Source organism: Lonepinella sp. MS14436 (assembly GCF_042470565.1).
In the GTDB taxonomy this organism is placed as follows: Bacteria; Pseudomonadota; Gammaproteobacteria; order Enterobacterales; family Pasteurellaceae; genus Lonepinella.
In genome coordinates, this window is sequence record NZ_CP170385.1 from 1,024,265 (window position 1) to 1,043,775 (window position 19,511).

General features: G+C 38.1%; 17 protein-coding genes and 1 tRNA gene. 11 read left to right on the forward strand and 7 right to left on the reverse strand.

The genetic code is table 11. From position 1 onward, the window contains the following. Positions 1 to 35: 35 nt before the first annotated feature. Together O1Q81_RS04930 and O1Q81_RS04935 are read right to left on the reverse strand one after the other, a co-directional pair. Positions 36 to 1,697: an amino acid ABC transporter ATP-binding/permease protein gene (locus tag O1Q81_RS04930; RefSeq protein WP_386696099.1), complete on the reverse strand. Its 1,662-nt coding sequence runs from the start codon at positions 1,695 to 1,697 to the stop codon at positions 36 to 38. Next, a complete protein-coding gene (locus tag O1Q81_RS04935) occupies positions 1,690 to 3,444 on the reverse strand; it encodes an ABC transporter ATP-binding protein/permease (RefSeq protein WP_386696100.1) in 1,755 nt (584 codons plus the stop codon). Before O1Q81_RS04935 ends, O1Q81_RS04930 begins: the two co-directional genes overlap by 8 nt. Before the next feature lie 512 nt (positions 3,445 to 3,956). On the opposite strand from O1Q81_RS04935, the gene sucA reads away from it, so the two are divergent. From sucA to O1Q81_RS04960, 5 genes are all read left to right on the forward strand, one after another. Further along, positions 3,957 to 6,767 (forward strand): 2-oxoglutarate dehydrogenase E1 component, encoded by a 2,811-nt coding sequence (gene sucA, locus O1Q81_RS04940; RefSeq protein WP_386696102.1) that lies wholly within the window; start codon positions 3,957 to 3,959, stop codon positions 6,765 to 6,767. Between the two features lie 34 nt (positions 6,768 to 6,801). After that, positions 6,802 to 8,016, forward strand: coding sequence for a 2-oxoglutarate dehydrogenase complex dihydrolipoyllysine-residue succinyltransferase (odhB, locus tag O1Q81_RS04945; RefSeq protein ID WP_386696104.1), 1,215 nt, complete (start codon positions 6,802 to 6,804; stop codon positions 8,014 to 8,016). Between the two features lie 61 nt (positions 8,017 to 8,077). Continuing rightward, on the forward strand, positions 8,078 to 9,238 hold the full coding sequence (gene sucC, locus O1Q81_RS04950) for an ADP-forming succinate--CoA ligase subunit beta (RefSeq protein WP_386696106.1): 1,161 nt from the start codon (positions 8,078 to 8,080) through the stop codon (positions 9,236 to 9,238). Between the two features lie 9 nt (positions 9,239 to 9,247). Then, positions 9,248 to 10,117 (forward strand): succinate--CoA ligase subunit alpha, encoded by an 870-nt coding sequence (gene sucD / locus O1Q81_RS04955; RefSeq protein ID WP_386696107.1) that lies wholly within the window; start codon positions 9,248 to 9,250, stop codon positions 10,115 to 10,117. Positions 10,118 to 10,262: 145 nt separating this feature from the next. Beyond that, positions 10,263 to 10,817 (forward strand): DUF5358 domain-containing protein, encoded by a 555-nt coding sequence (locus O1Q81_RS04960; RefSeq protein WP_386690051.1) that lies wholly within the window; start codon positions 10,263 to 10,265, stop codon positions 10,815 to 10,817. Between the two features lie 44 nt (positions 10,818 to 10,861). On the opposite strand, the gene O1Q81_RS04965 is transcribed toward O1Q81_RS04960, so the two are convergent. From O1Q81_RS04965 to O1Q81_RS04985, 5 genes are all read right to left on the reverse strand, one after another. Further along, entirely contained in the window at positions 10,862 to 11,524 is a 663-nt protein-coding gene (locus O1Q81_RS04965; RefSeq protein WP_386690053.1) for an NAD(P)H-dependent oxidoreductase, read from the reverse strand. A gap of 82 nt (positions 11,525 to 11,606) precedes the next feature. Continuing rightward, positions 11,607 to 12,188 carry a division/outer membrane stress-associated lipid-binding lipoprotein gene (gene dolP, locus O1Q81_RS04970; RefSeq protein WP_386698529.1) on the reverse strand — a complete coding sequence of 194 codons (582 nt, stop codon included), beginning with the start codon at positions 12,186 to 12,188 and terminating at the stop codon, positions 11,607 to 11,609. Positions 12,189 to 12,241: 53 nt separating this feature from the next. After that, positions 12,242 to 12,829 carry an SIS domain-containing protein gene (locus tag O1Q81_RS04975; RefSeq protein WP_386690058.1) on the reverse strand — a complete coding sequence of 196 codons (588 nt, stop codon included), beginning with the start codon at positions 12,827 to 12,829 and terminating at the stop codon, positions 12,242 to 12,244. Between the two features lies 1 nt (position 12,830). After that, complete coding sequence (locus O1Q81_RS04980; protein WP_386690060.1) at positions 12,831 to 13,205, reverse strand: YraN family protein; 375 nt, start codon at positions 13,203 to 13,205, stop codon at positions 12,831 to 12,833. Next, positions 13,206 to 14,942 (reverse strand): penicillin-binding protein activator, encoded by a 1,737-nt coding sequence (locus O1Q81_RS04985; RefSeq protein WP_386698531.1) that lies wholly within the window; start codon positions 14,940 to 14,942, stop codon positions 13,206 to 13,208. Between the two features lie 72 nt (positions 14,943 to 15,014). On the opposite strand from O1Q81_RS04985, the gene rsmI reads away from it, so the two are divergent. From rsmI to nusA, 6 genes are all read left to right on the forward strand, one after another. After that, positions 15,015 to 15,857 carry a 16S rRNA (cytidine(1402)-2'-O)-methyltransferase gene (rsmI, locus tag O1Q81_RS04990; RefSeq protein WP_386690066.1) on the forward strand — a complete coding sequence of 281 codons (843 nt, stop codon included), beginning with the start codon at positions 15,015 to 15,017 and terminating at the stop codon, positions 15,855 to 15,857. A 103-nt stretch (positions 15,858 to 15,960) separates the two neighbouring features. Beyond that, positions 15,961 to 16,941 (forward strand): catabolite repressor/activator, encoded by a 981-nt coding sequence (gene cra / locus O1Q81_RS04995; RefSeq protein ID WP_386698533.1) that lies wholly within the window; start codon positions 15,961 to 15,963, stop codon positions 16,939 to 16,941. Between the two features lie 101 nt (positions 16,942 to 17,042). Further along, positions 17,043 to 17,165: a hypothetical protein gene (locus tag O1Q81_RS05000; protein WP_386693476.1), complete on the forward strand. Its 123-nt coding sequence runs from the start codon at positions 17,043 to 17,045 to the stop codon at positions 17,163 to 17,165. A gap of 52 nt (positions 17,166 to 17,217) precedes the next feature. Next, a tRNA-Met gene (locus O1Q81_RS05005) sits at positions 17,218 to 17,294 on the forward strand. A gap of 178 nt (positions 17,295 to 17,472) precedes the next feature. Continuing rightward, positions 17,473 to 17,928 (forward strand): ribosome maturation factor RimP, encoded by a 456-nt coding sequence (gene rimP, locus O1Q81_RS05010; RefSeq protein ID WP_386698534.1) that lies wholly within the window; start codon positions 17,473 to 17,475, stop codon positions 17,926 to 17,928. A gap of 37 nt (positions 17,929 to 17,965) precedes the next feature. After that, positions 17,966 to 19,498, forward strand: a complete 1,533-nt coding sequence (nusA, locus tag O1Q81_RS05015) for a transcription termination factor NusA (protein WP_386698535.1) — start codon at positions 17,966 to 17,968, stop codon at positions 19,496 to 19,498. Positions 19,499 to 19,511 lie beyond the last annotated feature (13 nt).

A 19,511-nucleotide genomic window follows, 5' to 3' on the forward strand; every position in this document is an offset into this window, starting at 1 on the left:
GATCAATATGGCACAATATTCACAGCATTATATATTTACGACACTCGCCCATTCTCAATATGAATCACCTGATCGCAAATTTGCATGGTTGAGGTTCGGTGGCTGACTAAGACAATTAATTTATCTTGTTTTACTTTAAGTAATGCTTGTAAAACCATAGCTTCATTTAAGCTATCTAAGTTACTTGTGGGTTCATCAAGTAAAATAATCGGGACATTATTATGTAAGAACGCTCGGGCAATGCCAATGCGTTGTTTTTCGCCGTCTGATAGGCTGTTACCCAATTCGGTGATTTTCGTTTCATAGCCTTCAGGTAAGCTCATAATAAAGTCATGAATAGATGCTTTTTTAGCCGCTTCAATAACCTGTTGTTGGCTGGCATGGCGTTTTGCCATGATAATATTTTCATAAATACTTTCATTGAAAATATAGGTTTGTTGCGTAATATATGCCATATTTTCACGTAAACTTTGAGTGTTGATTTGGGTTAAATCTATGCCATTGATTTGAATATGACCAGATTGTGGATCGTAAAAACGCATTAGCAGTTTCAACAAAGTGCTTTTACCACTGCCACTACGTCCGTGAATACCTAAAATTTGCCCTTTGTTTAAGCTGAGATTGATGTTAGACAGAATCTGTTCATCAGCATAAGCAAAATTAAGACCTGTAACGTTGATTTGTTCAATTTCTGCTAAATTTACACCGCACTTTACATCGTCTAGTACAGGTTTTTCATGCAGTAAACCCAGTACTCGTTCACCGCTGGCAAGGGTTTGTAATAAATTATTGGAAAGATTACTTAATGCAATTACAGGACCATAGCTTGACATCAGTAGAATAACGGCAATCAATAAGCCACTGAAATCAATTTGTTGATAATAGAATAAAATTAATCCGGTCGCTAAGATCAACATATTAAACAATGAAACTGCTATTTCTGTATAGGCACGCACTTTAGATTCTTGTGCTTTTATGCGGAAAAAGGCTTGATCGATGGCTTGGCTACGTTGATTAATTTGTGCTAACCGTTGGTCTTCATAACCAAATAATTGGATTTCTTTCATGCCACGAATGCTGTCAAGAAAATAATCATTCATTTCACCGACTAATTCACGGTATTTTCTACCTTCATCACGAGCCATGGCAGTGGTAATTGTGGGTAGAATAAAGCCAATGGTGATATAGGCAAGCAAAGCGATTAAGACAAACCAAACAGAAATAGCCCCAAATACCATGAGTAAAATCGCCGATGTTAAAATAGCAATAGCAATAGGTGCTATGGTGTGAGCGTAAAATACTTCCAGTAATTCAATATCATTGGTGACTAATGATAATAATTGCCCCGATTGTTTTTGTTGTAATTTATCAAAAGCCAAACGGCGTAGGGCGGTGAAGACTTTATCACGCAATAGTGCTAATAATTTAAAGGCAATGTAATGCCCTGACATTTGTTCTAAATAACGTAGGATACCACGAGCGATAGCCAGTACAATCAGTGCGGTAAGAATTTGACTAAAAGTAAAGTGAGTGGCAAAACCTGCTAGATTCACTAATCCGATTGCTCCCAACACAATAATAAAAATCGCCGCAAGGAAGCCAAGCGTTCCCATAATAATGGTGAAACTCATAATATGAGCTAATGGTGTGACTAATTTGAGCAAATGCCACATGATGATAAATCCATTTTTACGCATAATTTGCTCCTGTTCTGATATTTTCTAAGGCTTTTTGTTGGTTAAACATTTCTGTATAAAGCCCTTGTTTTTCCATGAGTTGCGAATGTGTTCCTTGTTCGACTAATTGCCCGTTATCTAACACATAAATTTTATCCGCTTGTACCGCATTGGCTAAACGATGTGAAATCATGACAATGGTTTTTTCAGCTTTAAGTTTATGAATAAACTGCAAGATAATTTCTTCACTCTCTACATCAATATTGCTGGTGGCTTCATCAAAAATATAGCAACTGGCATCGTGTAATAAGGCTCGAGCTAGGGCTAAACGTTGAATTTGTCCGCCTGATAAATTATTACCACGACTTAATAATGGCATATCTAAACCACCATTTTCTCGCACAAAATCTGCCAAATTAACTTGGCTTAACGCTTGATAAATTTGTTCATCGCTAGCGTTTATTTGTGCCATCAGCATATTTTCTCGTAATGACCCTTTGAAAATATAACTGCTGTGGCTGACTAAACAAATTTGTTGATAGAATGAAGTGCGGTGCAAATCTGTGCTGTTTTTGTCATTAAACAGAATTTGTCCTTGTTGTGCGTGGTTAAAGCCCATTAACAGGGAAACTAAGGTTGATTTTCCACAGCCACTTTTCCCCACGAAAACGGTTAATTGATGGGGTTGAATGGTTAAGTTTAAGCCATTGATGGCATTCTTTTCAGCTGAATAAGCAAAATGTAAATTTTGTAATGTAATTTGAATGTTATTTTTTTCATCAAAATTCACCGCACTTTCAGCTTGGGTTTGTGTTATTGGTGTGTCTAATAAGGTGAAAATTTTATCTGAAGCCGCTTTACCATTCATGGCAACGTGGAAAAATGAACCAAGTAAACGTAAAGGAATGAAAAATTCAGAGGAAAGTAGAATAAATAGAATGACCGCAAAGACGGTTAAATGTCCTGCTTGGAATTGCAATAATGCGGTTAAAATCCCAATCGCCGCACCACCATAAGCCAATAAATCCATCAGCGAAACAGAGTTTAGCTGCATAGTTAGCACTTTCATAGTGATTTTACGAAAATGTTCCGCTTCAATATCCATTTGTTTCGCTTTATAGTCATCATCTTGGTAAATTTTGAGGGTGACTAGCCCTTGTAAGTTATCTAAAAAACTACTGCCTAATCCCACATAAATCGCCCAATATTTGGCTAATAGTCGTTTAGCAATTTTATTGACTGCAATAATTGACATCGGAATTAAGGGGACGCAAACCAATAAAACTAGAGCGGTCGGTGCATTAAAAAAGACTAAAAAAAGAAATAAAGTCAGCGGGGCAAGTAAACTATAAAATAATTGTGGCAAATAACGTCCGAAATAGATCTCAATTTGTTCTACACCCTCTGAAGCAATTTGCACTAACGAAGAAGTGGATTGTTGATTAACCTGATTTAACGGCATAGAGGCTAATTTCTGATAAATTAAGGTTCTCAATTTATGTTTAACATTGGTGCTAGCATAGTAAGATGCTTTGCCTGCCATTTTCCCTGCAAACACACGCAAGCTCAATGCAGCAACTAAAACAATAAAAAAAATCACCGCACTTGTCAGGCTTAGAGTTTGCTCAAAAGCCTGATGCAGACACCAAGCAAATGTGACCGCAGTGACAATACTGCCAACCAACGCAAGCCAATTCCACAACACAGTCGCAGCAATCCATTTTTTGCTGTCTTCCACCGTGTTAATCAGACGTTTATCTATCATCATGATGTTAAGTTTCCTAAAATTTATTTTTGCTAACAACAAACTTGAATTTTCAATAATCAGCGGTGTTCAAGTTGTGTTAGTCTAGCTTAAAATAGAACGATTATCATTTAATTATAGTGATCAGGACACTTCTAATCAAATTATAATGAGATAATTCTAATGTAAGCATAGCCTAAATAAATTTGCGACACCGATAGATATAAATTTTATAGCATCACTCAAATTGGGCTTTGTTGTGTTTATGTTATGTTTTTGTAATTTTTGTAAGTTCTCAACCCGACAATGTCATGATGTTATGAATCTGGCTTGATTATTCATATTGTCTAAATATAATCCTATTTTTGTATGCTTTATCTGCAAAAAGTCATGTAAAATTTTTGTTAAATTTAAAAAGTGTGATGTAGATCATATTTTTATTTTCAATAATAAGGTAAAGTTACGCCATTTAGATTACACTTATAAAATCTAAATTTTGTGTATGATAGATGTTAAATTTAATAGGTAGGAAAACGATGCAAAATAATTCATTTCAGCAGTGGCTAGCACAAAGTGCGTTGTCTGGTGGAAGTCAGTCTTATATTGAAGATTTGTATGAAGATTATTTACAAGATCCCGATTCTGTGGAAGTGAGTTGGCGACAAACCTTTGATTCTTTAGCAAAAAATATTATAGGGTCAAGCCAACCCGAACAAGCTCATTCACCAGTACGTAATTATTTTCGCCGTTTGGCTTTGGAAAAATCCCCCAAAGGTGTTACAGTCATCGATCCTAAAGTGGGAGAGCGTTTAGCCAATGTCTTGAGATGGCTTAATGCGTATCGTTATCGTGGACATTTATTGGCAGATGTTGACCCCATTAATTTACGTGAAAAACCTGAAGTCCCAACCTTAGATTACCGTTTCTATAACCTTACCGATGCCGATCTTGATGAAGTTTTTGATTTGAGTGGACATATTTTCCATAAAGAAAAAATTAGTTTGCGTGAACTGGGTGATTCGTTGAAGAAAACCTATTGCGGTAAAATTGGTTTGGAATTTATGCACGTGAACGATTTAGAAGCCCGTAGATGGTTACAAAAACAAATAGAAGATTGGGTAAATACACCGCACTTTAGCCAACCTGATCAAGAAAAATTGTTAGCTGAATTGACTGCTGCCGAAGGATTAGAGCGTTATATCGGAGCAAAATTCCCCGGTGCGAAACGTTTTTCATTAGAGGGTAGTGATGCCTTTGTGCCATTGATTAAGGAAGTTATTCGCCATAGTTCAAAACAGGGTGTACAGGAAATCGTATTTGGTATGGCACACCGTGGTCGCTTAAATATGCTGGTTAATGTATTAGGTAAAAAAGCGGCGGAATTATTTGATGAATTTGCTGGCAAACATTACACCAATGGTACTGGGGACGTAAAATATCATCAGGGCTTTTCTTCTGATTTCTTGACAGATGATGGTCGTGTGCATTTGGTGTTAGCGTTTAACCCGTCACATTTAGAAATTGTCAGTCCAGTAGTTGAAGGGTCAGTGCGTGCTAGACAGAAACGACTTGGTGATGATGATCATAGTAAAGTGTTGGCAGTGACTATTCATGGTGATAGTGCTGTTGCTGGTCAAGGGGTAGTACAAGAAACCTTGAATATGTCTGATGCTCGGGGTTATACGGTGGGGGGTACCATTCGTATTGTGATTAATAACCGTATTGGTTTTACTACATCTTTCCCAAAAGATACACGTTCTACTGTTTATTGTACGGATATTGCCAAAATGATCGAAGCACCGATTATTCATGTGAATGGTGATGATCCAGAAGCGGTAGCCTATACAGCTCGTATGGCAGTAGAATTCCGAACCTTATTCAAGCGTGATATTTTTATTGATTTGGTGTCTTATCGGCGGCATGGTCATAACGAAGCAGATGAACCATCAGCTACTCAACCGATGATGTATAAAAAAATCAAAGCTCATCCAACCCCCCGTCAAGTATATGCCGACAGACTTATTAATGAGGGCATTATCGATAATGCAAAAGCCACAGGATTTATTAATAATTACCGTGATGCACTAGATCGTGGTGAGCGAGTGGTGTCTGAATGGCGAGAGATAAATTACGATAAAGTGGATTGGTTACAGTTTTTAAATCCAGAATGGAATGCCGATTATGAAAGTCGTTTTGATTTACAACGCTTTAAAGATTTGGCTCAACGTGTTTCACAATATCCTGAAACCCACCCAATTCATCCTCGTGTAGAAAAAATTTATGCGGATCGTGTTTTAATGGCAAAAGGTGAGAAATTATTAGACTGGGGGATGGGTGAAACCATGGCTTATGCAACTTTACTTGATGACGGTTATCATATCCGTTTATCTGGTGAGGACTGTGGACGTGGTACATTCTTCCACCGTCATTCGGTGTTACACTGTATTAATGACGGAAATGGCTATGTGCCATTATGTCATCTGCATGATAAACAAGGTAATTTTGAGGTCTGGGATTCGGTTCTTTCTGAAGAAGCCGTGCTTGCCTTTGAGTATGGTTATGCGACCACCACACCAAAAACCTTAACCATTTGGGAAGCTCAATTCGGTGATTTTGCCAATGGCGCACAAGTGGTAATCGACCAATTTATTAGTTCTGGTGAACAGAAATGGGGCAGAATGTGTGGTTTGGTGTTATTACTCCCACATGGTTATGAGGGGCAAGGTCCAGAACATTCATCTGCTCGTTTGGAACGTTATTTGCAACTTTGCGCTCAACATAATATGCAAGTCTGCATCCCCTCTACACCTGCACAAATTTATCATTTATTACGCCGTCAAATGCTACGTAAAGTGCGTCGTCCTTTAATCGTTATTTCACCAAAATCTTTATTACGTCATCCATTAGCGGTTTCTGCTATGGAAGAATTAACCGATGGCACATTCCAAAATGTGATTGGTGAAATTGATGAGTTGGATCCAGCACAAGTAAAACGTGTCGTATTGTGTTCGGGTAAAGTCTATTACGATTTATTAGAACGCCGCCGTAAAAACAATCAAACCAATGTCGCTATTATTCGGATTGAACAACTTTATCCTTATCCAGAAGATGAAGTGCGGTCTGTTTTAAGTGAATATTCACACGTTAAAGATTATGTTTGGTGTCAGGAAGAGCCGTTAAACCAAGGGGCTTGGTATTGTTCTCGACATAATTTTATCCAAAGCATTCCTGAGGATGCCAGTTTACGTTATGTAGGTCGCCCAGCATCTGCTTCTCCAGCAGCTGGATATATGGCATTACATAATGAACAACAACAGAATTTAGTAACTGATGCTTTAACTTTATAAGCTAATTTTTATGCACAATTAAAAAGGAAATATTATGAGTGATTTAGACATTCTTACCCCAGCACTACCAGAAAGTGTAGCCGATGCAACGGTAGTTAAATGGCATAAAACGGTAGGTGAAGCCGTTAGCCGTGATGAAATTTTAGTGGAAATTGAAACCGATAAAGTAGTATTAGAAGTACCAGCTTCTGCAGACGGGGTGATTGCGAGTATTACTGAAAACGAGGGGGCAACGGTGGTGAGTAACCAAGTGCTAGGTAAATTAAGCACCGAAGTAGATGGAATTCAAACCAAACTAGTAGAAAAAACAGCGGAATCGACTCCAGCGGAACGTTATAAAGCGAGCTTAAACCAAGATGCAGAGCAAGATCATCAAGAAGATTTAAGCCCTGCAATTCGCCGTTTAATTGCGGAATATGATCTTGATCCGAAAGAAATTAAAGGTTCTGGAGTAGGCGGTCGGATTACCCGTGAAGACGTAGAGCGTACTTTGGTCAATAAAGCTCAAACTGCGGTGCAAACGGGCGAAGATTTCTCACAAGCAAATTTACGCAGTGAAAAACGTGTGCCGATGACCAGATTACGTAAACGTGTGGCGGAACGTTTACTTGAAGTGAAAAACACCACGGCAATGCTGACTACATTCAATGAAGTAGATATGCAACCGATTATGCAATTACGTAAAAGCTATGGCGAAAAATTTGAAAAACGCCACGGTGTGCGTTTAGGCTTTATGTCATTTTATGTCAAAGCGGTGGTGGAATCATTAAAACGTTATCCAGAAATTAATGCCTCTATTGATGGAGATGACATTATTTACCACAACTATTTTGATATTAGTATTGCGGTGTCAACGCCACGTGGTTTGGTGACTCCAGTCTTACGTGATTGCGATCAAATGAGCATGGCGGAAATTGAGAAAGCGATTAAGACCTTAGCTGAAAAAGGGCAAAATGGCAAACTTACCGTGGAAGAATTAACGGGAGGTAATTTTACTATTACTAACGGCGGTGTGTTTGGTTCGTTAATGTCAACACCAATTATTAACCCTCCACAAAGTGCTATTTTAGGTATGCACGCCATTAAAGAGCGTCCGATTGCGGTCGATGGTCAAGTGGTAATTCGTCCTATGATGTACTTAGCGTTGTCTTACGATCACCGTTTAATTGATGGACGTGAGAGTGTCGGGGCGTTAGTCACGATCAAAGAATTGTTAGAAGATCCAACCAGATTGTTATTGGATATTTAATTTTCGCTGATTTGAGTTGGGCAAAAACGCCCTGATGCTAAATGAATAAAAAGGACAGTCGATGAATTTACATGAATATCAATCCAAACAAATTTTTGCTCAATATGGTTTGCCAGTGAGTGAGGGCTATGCTTGTCAAAATGTAGAACAAGCGATTGAAGCAACAAAAAAACTGGGGGGGACTGCATGGGTGGCTAAATGCCAAGTTCACGCTGGTGGACGTGGTAAAGCTGGTGGTGTGAAAGTGGTGAAATCTAGCGATGAAGTGCGGTCATTTTTTACTAACTTTTTGGGCAAACGTTTAGTTACGTTCCAGACTGATAGCAATGGTCAGCCGATTAATACTATTTACATGGAAGCCTGTGCAGAGGTAAAAAAAGAACTTTATTTAGGTGCCGTGATTGATCGTAGTTCACAACGTATTGTGTTTATGACTTCTACTGAGGGCGGTGTGAACATTGAAGAAGTGGCTGAAAAAACACCGCACTTATTACATAAAGTCGCAGTTGATTCTTTACTGGGCGCTCAACCTTATCAAGGGCGTGAACTGGCGTTTAAATTAGGTTTAACGGGTAAACAAGTCGCACAATTTGCTCACCTATTTTGTCAACTCAGCAAATTATTTATCGAAAAAGACCTTAGCTTATTAGAAATTAACCCATTAGTGATTTTACAAAATGATGATTTACATTGTTTAGATGCCAAAATTGTGGTTGATGATAATGCGTTATACCGTCAACCAGAGTTAAAAGCCATGCAAGATCCAAGCCAAGAAGACGGACGTGAAGCAGAAGCAGAAGCGTTAAGTTTAAACTATGTGGCATTAGAGGGTAATATTGGCTGTATGGTGAACGGTGCAGGGCTTGCCATGGGAACCATGGATATTATTAAATTGCACGGTGGACAGCCAGCCAACTTCCTTGATGTTGGCGGTGGTGCAACCAAAGAACGTGTTGCAGGAGCGTTCAAAATTATTCTTTCCGATCCCAATGTAAAAGCTATTCTGGTTAATATTTTCGGTGGCATTGTCCGCTGTGATTTAATTGCCGAAGGCGTTATTAGTGCGGTCAATGAAATCGGTGTTAATGTCCCTGTAGTAGTGCGACTTGAGGGCAATAACGCTGAATTAGGACGTGAAATCTTAGCCAAAAGTGGTGTCAATATTATTGCCGCTCAAAGTTTAACCGATGCTGCTGAACAAGTGGTTAATGCAGCGAAATAAGGATCGGATATGTCAATTTTAATTAATAAAGATACAAAAGTGATTTGCCAAGGATTTACTGGTGGTCAAGGCACATTCCATAGTGAACAAGCCTTAGCTTATGGCACAAAATTAGTCGGTGGTGTATCGCCCAATAAAGGTGGCACTACACACTTAGGCTTGCCAGTGTTTAATACAGCCCGTGAAGCCGTTGAGCAAACTGGTGCAACCGCAAGTGTAATTTATATTCCAGCACCGTTCTGTAAAGATGCCATTTTAGAAGCTATTGACGCTGGTATTAAATTAATTGTATGTATCACCGAAGGCATTCCAACCATAGATATGTTAGCCGTCAAACAAAAACTGGCTCAAACTGATGTGGTGATGATTGGTCCGAACTGCCCAGGGATTATTACCCCAGATGAATGTAAAATCGGCATTATGCCAGGCTATATTCATAAAAAAGGGCGTGTAGGGATTGTTTCTCGTTCTGGTACTTTAACCTATGAAGCAGTAAAACAAACCACAGATAATGGTTTCGGTCAATCTACTTGCGTAGGTATCGGTGGCGACCCAATTCCAGGGTCTAACTTTATTGATATTCTCAAACGTTTCCAACAAGATCCAGAAACTGAAGCCATTGTGATGATCGGTGAAATCGGCGGTTCTGCGGAAGAAGAAGCAGCGGCATTTATCAAAGCCAACGTGACTAAACCAGTGGTGTCTTATATTGCGGGAATGACCGCACCGAAAGGTAAACGAATGGGGCATGCGGGGGCTATTATTAGTGGCGGAAAAGGAACGGCAGCAGAAAAAATCCAAGCCTTACAAGATGCTGGTGTGACAACGGTACAAAGCCTTGCAGAAATCGGTGATGCTTTGAAGAAATTATTGGGATAGATTAGTCCCTTTTAATACATATTGAGGTGTGGTGTAAAAAATAAAAGATTTTACACCGCACTTTTTTATTGTTGAGCTATAAGATTGACGAAATAAATTTTCCCTTTAAAATAGCAACAAATGATTTTTAACAAGGATTTTAACAGTGTTTAAGAAATTCTCTCTCTCAATTACCTTATTTTTATTACTAGGTTGTAGTTTTAGTGATAATCAATCTACTATTCCAGCAGAATATGCTGGAGCGGCGTATGAATTATCGGATAGTAATGCACAAAAATGGGCGTTTGTCGCAAAACAAACAGAACAATGTATTTACCCAAATTTAACTCGGATTCAATATGAGCATTTCCAAAAAGAAGATAGCTATATTCACTCTCAATACGTCTTTTTTTATCCGCTAGAAGATATTATTGGTGAAGATAATGTGAAAATTATTCAAGGCGATCAAAAAGCCATGGATTACGCCACCTATCAATTTAAAAAATATAAATCCAAAGACGATGTAGAAAGTCTGGATAGTAAACAATGTGCTGTATTACGCACTAAAGCCAGAGATGATTTAGCCGTGGTACAAGGGGAACGTAAATCTGCCATGGTAGAAGTGGAAACTAAAGAAAATGGTAAATCAACCACTGCAGCTACAGATGATAACAAGTTCTTCTTTGATATTATTAAATGGGGATCGGCACTGTTGTTGTAGTTGGTTATGTTAGTGGTAAAAGTGCGGTGAAATACCGCACTCTTTTATTCAATCCACTCAACTACTTGCCCCACGGGCTTACGGTGTTTCTTTTTGATTTCCTTATTACGATAACCAAAGGTTACCATGCAAGATACACCGTATTCATTTGGATCTAATACACCCTGTTGGGCGAGAATACGATTTACTTCATCATAGTTAAAACCTTCAATCGGGCAGCTATCAATGCCAATTAAAGCGGCACCAGTCATCATATTAGCAAGGGCAATATAGGTTTGTTTACTACACCAATCAAATAGAGTACGTTCGCTTTCAAGAATTTTAATATCATCTTGTTGGAATGATTTATAACGTGCAATAGTGGTTTCAATTTGCTCAGGATTTAAACCACGTTGCACAAGGGCATTGCGTAAGAATTCACTATCGTAGCGAGCGTTCTTTTTGGCTAAGATAATCACTAAATGACTGGCTTCTTGAATCGGGTGTTTAATTCCCCATGTCACTGGGTGAATTTTTTCACGCAATTCTGGATTTTGTAGCACAATAAATTTCCACGGTTCAGAACCAACGGAGCTTGGGGAAAGGCGAGCGAGTTCCAGAATATAATCCATATCTTGTTGTGGAATTTTTTTGTTTGGATCGTAACTGCGACAAGCAGAACGAAAATGAAAGGCATCTAGTACCTGTTGTTTTGTAATATCCGTCATGATTTATCCTGTGTTTATAAAAGATCAATAAAATAAACCGCACTTTTCGTGCGGTTAAACTTAGAGTAATGCTAGCTGATAATTAGTTTAAGTATTTAAATACTTTAACCACTTTTTCTACCCCAGACACTTTACGTGCCACTTCTGCGGCGGCAGTGCCTTGATCTTGGGTAACATTACCAAGTAAGAAAACTTCTTTATTTTCAGTAATCACTTTAATATCAGTGGTTTTAACCGCAGAATTTAACAACATATCAGATTTGATTTTTGTAGTGATCCAGCTGTCTTGTGTTTTTTGAGTAAGTGAAATAGGTGAACCTACACGCATTTCATTATATACATCACCTATATTTTCAACACCTTTCGCTAAACCTGTGGCAACTTCTTTTAAACTTTCATCAGGCACTTGACCAAGTAATAATACACGACCACTGTAAGAAACTACGACTACACGACCTTCAGCTTTAATTTGCTCATCTTTGGTGATGGCATCATAGACTTTGAGTTCTAAGGTTTCATCATCCACTTGTGAGCCTATTGTGCGAGGATCTGTACCAACTTTGGTTGCAACTGCTGCCCCACCTAAACCTAAAGCAACACAACCTTGTAGGATAAATGTGGTAGTTAATATCATTGCGAGATTTTTTAGTGTGTTAATTTTCATTTGTTCTACTCCTTACATAACCTCTTATAGTCTGTTGTTAGTTCAGGGTTTTGTCAACCACTTTGTGTAAATAATGTATGATCAATAAGTTCACAAAGTGCATTAATCAGAAATAAATGGCTTTCTAAAATACGACTTTCTCTATTACTTGGTACGGCAATTTCTAGATCATTTTCACTCAGTAAACCACGTAAATGATCGCTATTATTACTGGTTAAAGCAATGACCGAAATTTCTTTGGTAAAAGCCTGATGTATCACATTTAAAATGGGTTCTTCATTACCAAAGGGAGAAAGCACTAATAAAATATCGCCTTGTTGTGCTACTGCATTAAATTGGCGTAGTAATAAGTTTTCTGTTGGGTTATCAAAAATAATAGCAGAACCCATGGCTCCGTCAAGGCTTAATAAAACAGAGGGAAAGCTCGGGCGTTCTAATTCGTAGCGATTAATTAAATTAGCGACTAAAAATTGTGCATTTGCATAGGAACGTCCTAAACCACATACAATAATTTTATTGCCACGTAATAGGCAATTCACTAAGTTTTGCGTAGCAATACTTAGATTATTGGCTAATGATTTAGATGCCGAAATTTGAATTTGAATATTTTCTGCAAAGAGATCGTTAATTTTATTTAGCATATTAGTCAAGAAAGTTAGGGATCCATTCAATATCTTTTGGGGTTCGACCGAAAGCGACTAAATCAAAACGACAATCCGCATCTTCTAGGCTTTGTCCTTGTTGCATAAGCCATAAATTAGCGGCATTTTGCCATTTTTGTTGTTTATGCCAGTCCACACTTTCTACCGCTGAACCAAAAAGATCATTTTTGCGTTGGCGAACTTCCACAAAGACAAAGGTTTCATCGTCTAACATGATTAAATCTAATTCACCGCACTTAAAATTTTGATTCGCTGCAATAAAACGTAAACCTTGGTTTTCTAAAAAAAGGCGAGCATATTGTTCAAATCTCGCCCCTTGTTGTTTGGTAGAAAGTTTTTGTTTGGGTGAAAACATTTAGTTCTTAATGGTATTGATATTACCGTCTTGATATTGGAACCACGTCATATCGCGGTCAATATTACAATTTGGACCTGCACTTAGTTTACCCGTTAAGCCACTGACAGAATATCCTGGTACTTGACGTAGTTCATTAAATTGGTTGATTAATAACCACGCATCCGCTCCCATGGCATATAAACGCATTAAAGAATAATCACCATTCGTTTTCATCTCAATATTTTTATATTGTTCAGAATCGGTTTCCTTAAAGAATGGAATATCACTAAATTGCAATCCATTCATTTGTAAACGATATTCAGGCGTATTATTAGATGAATTACTACGAGAACTTGCATAAAGTTTTAGCTGTGGATTGACATTATCAACCACTGACTTAATTTCACCTAACTGTTCACTTAAAGCTACAATATACATTGCCTCTGCCTGTTTACTAGCACCTTCTTCTAAGGCTAAGGCGATATCTTGTGCTTGATTATAGAAGCGAATATTGGCATCTGAACCAGATAGCTGTTGCCAACGGACTGTAAATGCACTGGCTGTACGCTGCCCTAAGTCAGATTGTGGCACCATGACTAAAGGTGAATGAATGCCATCGTTCCACATTTTATTCGCAGCAGATTCTGCTTCATCTTCTGGAGCTAACCCATAATAACAAAGTTGATTAACTGCTTTAGCATTCGGGGTTGAATTTAAGGCGAGTACATTTAGACCTTGAATACTAGCTGGATTACTTAAAACCACATCAACATTATTTTTTAATAAAGGACCAACCATTGCTCTTGCACCAGATTGTTTAGCTTGTTCAATGGCAGTTGGAATATCGGTGGTCATTGTATCAATGACATCTACCTGAATTTCATTATTGGTATCACCCTTGGCATTATCAAATCCTGATTTGATGGTACTACCAAGTAGTTGAGCATCACCACTTAAAGGCAATAATAATACCACTTTGTTAACTTGGGTTTGTTGGAAATTAGATAAACTTTTTAGCTCAGTTGGAAATAAATAAGTTGCACTATGCGTTGGATAAGCTGATTTCCAGTTTTGTAGAGCTTCGCTTAATTGAGCTGGTTGGCTTAGATTATCATTGTAGGCTTTAGCTAACGCTAACCAACCGCCTAAGCTAGCATCACCTTCTGCTGAGGTAATATTAATGGTTGCTTTGTTGGTTTTGCGTAATAACGCCCAAGTGCGGTCAATATTTTCTTGTTTTCTTTGGACATCAGTTAGTGAGCTATCAATTTTAATACGTGCTTTCACCGCATCAATAAATTGATTTCGATTTTCCGCAATACGAGCGGACACTTCATAATAACGAGCAGTTTGCGAAGAACTTAACTCAGCTAAATTAATCAATTTTAACTGGCTTTCAGCTTGGCTATTATGTTGTTTTACTGCTGAAATTTGTGCATCAATTAAGGATTTATCGAGTAATTGTTCTGGGGTTAATTCTTTTAAATTTAATTCTGCTAATAAGGATTCCGCTTGAGCTATCTTATTTTCAGTGACTAAAACACGAGCTGCCAACAATTTATAGGTTTGTTGATCTTCGAGTTCTTGGGTTTGAGCGATTTTGTTCATATAGAAGTCAGAACTCGCATTGGCATCACGTTTTAAGGTTTGATCAAAGTCGCTACCGAACAAATTTGTACAGCCTGCTAGGAGTACAGGAAATAAAAGTGGCATTAAACGTTTTTTAAATTGCGTACCTTGTAATAGAATAGACATAATTACTCCGTTATAAGAAAGATGTGTAGATCTTACTTCGCTCATCAATTAAAAGCAATAAGAAGATATAAAATGATAAATTCAGGTACTTTATATATTGTTGCCACCCCGATTGGCAATTTGCAAGATATCACGCAACGTGCGTTAACTATTCTTTCCGAAGTGGATTTGATCGCTGCCGAAGATACACGTCACAGTGGTTTATTACTCAGTCATTATGGGATTAAAAAGCCTTTTTTTGCTTTGCATGACCATAATGAGCAACAAAAAGCAGATTTATTAGTAGCAAAATTACAGCAAGGCTTGAATATTGCCTTGATTTCGGACGCTGGTACGCCATTGATTAGTGATCCTGGATTTCATCTAGTGAGAAAGTGTCGTCAGGCGGAAATAAACGTTGTGCCATTACCTGGGGCTTGTGCTGCAGTAACAGCACTATGTGCTTCGGGAGTTGCTTCCGATCGTTTTTGTTTTGAAGGATTTTTACCTGCCAAAAGTAAAGCACGTAAGGATAAATTGGAAAATTTGGCTAAAGAAGACCGCACTTTAATTTTTTATGAAAGCACCCATCGTATTTTAGACACATTAGCGGATATTGAAACTGTTTTTGGGGCAGAACGATATGTTGTATTAGCTCGAGAAATTACCAAAACATGGGAAATGATCGTAGGAAATCAAGTGGCAAATTTACGCCAATGGTTAATCGAAGATAGCAATCGTACTAAAGGCGAAATGGTGTTAATCATTGAGGGAAAACCAAAAAATGATACAGATGAATTTGATCCTAAGGCTATTAAAGCGTTGCAATTAATTAGCCAACAATTACCGTTAAAAAAAGCAGCAGCAATTGTGGCAGAGCTTTATGATTGTAAGAAAAATGCTTTGTATCAATATGGATTAGAACATTTTTGTTAAATTTTTGGGATCTAGATCAAACTTTTGAAAATCAATGCTTTCTTTATGAGTAATAATATATTTATAATGCCCGTTCTGGAAATTTCGCATTTTTGAGGTAGCGATGAAATTAGATGAGTTAGCCAAATTAGCAGGTGTTTCGCGAACTACAGCTAGCTATGTGGTAAATGGTAAAGCGAAACAATACCGTGTTAGTGATAAAACAATAGCCAAGGTCAAGGCATTAATTAGTGAACATGATTTCAAACCTAATGTGTTAGCTGCTAGTTTGCGGGCGGGTAGAAGTCGCACCATTGGATTAATTATTCCTGACTTTGAAAATATGAGTTATGCCAAAATAGCCAATCAGTTAGAAAACCGTTGTCGTGAGAAAGGCTATCAGTTACTGATTAGTTGTTCGAATGATAATGAACAAAATGAGATGGGTTGCGTTAAGCAATTATTACGCCGTAAAGTTGATGCGTTGATTATTTCTAGTGCGTTGGTGACTAATCATCAGTTCTATGCAGAATATGCAGGTAAAGTTCCAGTGATTGGCTTTGACCGTAAAGTAAATGTCAAAAATGCGTTAAACGTATTAACTAATGATGAACAAGATGCCTTTCAACTGGCGGATAAATTATTTCAAGAATCTTATCAACGAGTGTTATTTTTGGGGGCTGTTCCTGAATTACAAACTAGCCGTGAGCGTGAAAGAGGTTTTCGAAATGCCTTAAAAGTGCGGTCGAAATCTGCTGAGTTTTTATATGCCGATCATTTTCATAAAGAGAGTAGTGCAAAAATCTTTGCCCAATGGTTAGTCGAGAATACTTTGCCAGATGCGATTTTTGTAACATCATTGACCTTATTACAAGGGGTCTTTAGTGTGTTATTAGGTCAACATAAGTCTATTCCGAAAAATTTAGCGATTGCTACGTTTGGTAATGATGATATGTTAGATCTGTTAGAAAATAAAGTGATTTGTAGTGTGCAGAATCACCATAAAATAGTCGATTCTTTGTTGGATATCACCTTTAAATGTTTACAACGGAAATCCGTAAGAAATCATTCGCCATTAGTGCGAGATATTATTTGTCGAAATTAGATGATACGGGGGCGAACATACCCCCTAGTTTTTCTATTTACCTTAACAGTTTTATGATATTGCGATACAATTCCCCTTTAATTTAATTTTAGGAGAGTATGATGAAGAAGATAATTTTGTTTATTTTAATGGCGAGTTTTCTTTCAGCTTGTACTGTTGGTGGCGGTTTTGGTGCGAGTAATGGCGGGGTTGGTGTTGCAGTTGGTACAGGCATTGGATTTTAAAAAAAACTTGAATTGTTTAAATCTTTATGTATAATACGCCACATATTTCGGACGCGGGGTGGAGCAGCTTGGTAGCTCGTCGGGCTCATAACCCGAAGGTCGTTGGTTCAAATCCAGCCCCCGCAACCACTTTCTTATTAAGTTTATTGATAAGAAAGGAAATAAAGGTTCAGTGAAACCCAAATTTGGAATTTGGGTTTTTTTGTACGTAAAATTTGAGAGTTTACACTGGGCTTTTAAGCCCTTTTTTTGTGTCTGAATACAGATAACAGAAGATAGAGGACAGAAAAGGAAACAAGGATAATAAATGGCAACATTAGAACAAAAATTAACAGAATTGCTGCAAGGATCAGTGCAAGATTTAGGCTGTGAGCTTTGGGGTATCGAGTGTCAACGATCTGGGCGTTTTATGACGGTTCGTTTATTTATTGATAAAGACGGCGGTGTGACAGTAGAAGATTGTGCAGATGTTAGCCGTCAAGTCAGTGCTATCTTAGATGTAGAAGATCCCATTGCGGATAAATACAACCTTGAAGTATCTTCACCAGGTTTGGATCGTCCGCTGTTTAGTTTGGCACAATATGAACGCTATATCGGCAAGGAAATTTGTGTACATTTGCGTATTCCCGTTACAGATCGCCGTAAATGGCAAGGCATATTAGAGAAAATTGACAATGATATGTTGACCTTAATTGTCGATAATCAACCGCAAACCTTAGTGTTTGGTAATATCCAAAAAGCGAATGTTGTGGCAAAATTTTAGTCATCGAATTTAACTATTAATAAGGATAATGAAAAAAATGAGTAAAGAAATTTTATTAGCGGCTGAAGCCGTATCTAACGAGAAATCGCTACCAAAAGAAGTGATTTTTGAGGCGTTAGAAAGTGCAATCGCCCTTTCAACGAAGAAAAAGCATGCTCAAAAACAAGAGCGTTTAGGGGTTGAAAAACCCTCTGAAATTGATGTTCGTGTAGCGATTGATCCTAAAACAGGTGAATTTGATACATTTCGTCGTTGGACAGTAGTCGAAGAAGTGACTAACCCGACTAAAGAAATTACGCTTGATGCTGCTCGTTTAGATGATCCAAATATTCAAGTAGGTGATTTTGTTGAAGATCAAATTGAATCTGTGGCGTTTGACCGTATTACGATGCAAACTGCACGTCAAGTGATCAGTACTAAAATTCGTGATGCGGAACGTAGCCGAGTGGTTGAGCAATTTGTTAGTGAAGAAGGTCATATCGTTATTGGTACGGTAAAAAAAGTTAATCGTGAAACTATTATTCTGGAATTAATTGGTAACAAAGAAGATCCTGTCAAAGCTGAAGCGGTGATTGTACGTGAAGATATGTTACCACGGGAAAATTTCCGCCCTGGGGATCGTGTTCGTGGTGTGTTGTATAAAGTTTCACCAGAAAGCAAAGGGGCTCAATTATTTGTGACCCGAGCGAAGCCGATTATGTTGGAAGAATTATTCCGCCTAGAAGTCCCAGAAATTGGTGAGGAAGTGATCGAGATTAAAGGTTCTGCTCGTGACCCTGGCTCAAGAGCGAAAATTGCGGTGAAAAGTAGCGATAAACGTATCGATCCAGTCGGTGCTTGTGTGGGTATGCGTGGTGCGAGAGTACAGGCAATTACCAATGAATTAGGTGGTGAGCGAGTGGATATTGTACTTTGGGACGATAATCCAGCTCAATACGTGATTAATGCCATGGCACCAGCTGATGTAAGTTCTATTGTGGTAGATGAAGATAATCATTCTATGGATATTGCGGTTGAGACAGCAAATCTTGCACAAGCCATTGGTCGTAATGGACAAAATGTCCGTTTAGCCACTCAACTGACAGGTTGGACTTTAAACGTGATGACCACCGATGAGCTGAATGAAAAACACCAAGCGGAAGATAATAAAATTTTAAGATTATTTATGACCGCACTTGAGATTGATGAAAACTTTGCTCAAATTTTGATTGATGAAGGTTTTACTTCTCTTGAAGAAATTGCCTATGTTTCAGTGAGTGAATTAACGGCGATTGATGGATTGGAAGATGAAGATCTGATTGAAGAATTGCAAACTCGAGCGAAGAATGCAATTACCGCAACGGCATTAGCCGAAGAAAAAGCATTAGAGTCCGCACATATTGAAGAGCGTTTATTAAACCTTGACGGTATGGAGCGTCATATTGCTTTTAAATTAGCGGAACAAGGTATTGTTACCCTAGAAGAGTTAGCGGAACAAGGGGTTGATGATTTGGCAGAAATTGAAGAATTAAGCCCAGAAAAAGCAGCTGAATTAATTATGGCAGCCCGTGAAATCTGTTGGTTTAGTTAATCGTTGTAAGGAG